Below are 398 nucleotides of genomic sequence, written 5' to 3'. Positions count from 1 at the left end.
CCTGAGTAGGCTCAAAGTGCATGGCTAAGCGTTCAAAACCGCAAGTAACCTGCCTTTTGACGTCGCTAAATCGGCTTTGTCAGCCTCAGCTAGATAACTGATAAGGTAAGTCTCAAGACTACTTTCTTCACCTTGCAGTTTTGCATCTAGCATCGCAACTTGCTCAGACATTCTCTCGCTTTGCAATGCTTCCGGTGATGACTGATTCGTCAAAATCTCAAGTCTCAATAGCAACTGGGCGGCGTTTAGCGAGGTTTTATTATTACCTTGCCAAGAGCTAGGAATATCACCGTCAGTGTCTACCGCTTCCACAAGTTCATTGAACTTTTCACGACGTTGTGAAGAAAATAGATCATCTAATTTCGACTTCACTTGTGACAGTAAACGATTCTTTTCTT

Annotated in this window: 1 pseudogene; it reads right to left on the bottom strand. The window is 43.2% G+C overall.

Annotated elements, in window-relative coordinates:
• Positions 1-24: 24 nt before the first annotated feature.
• Positions 25-398, bottom strand: a pseudogene (locus CWC11_RS20820) (DUF349 domain-containing protein); the annotation flags it as partial.

It is taken from the genome of Pseudoalteromonas sp. S3178, assembly GCF_005886985.1.
GTDB classification, from domain to species: domain Bacteria; phylum Pseudomonadota; class Gammaproteobacteria; order Enterobacterales; family Alteromonadaceae; genus Pseudoalteromonas; species Pseudoalteromonas carrageenovora.
This window is presented reverse-complemented; position numbering and strand designations above follow the sequence as displayed.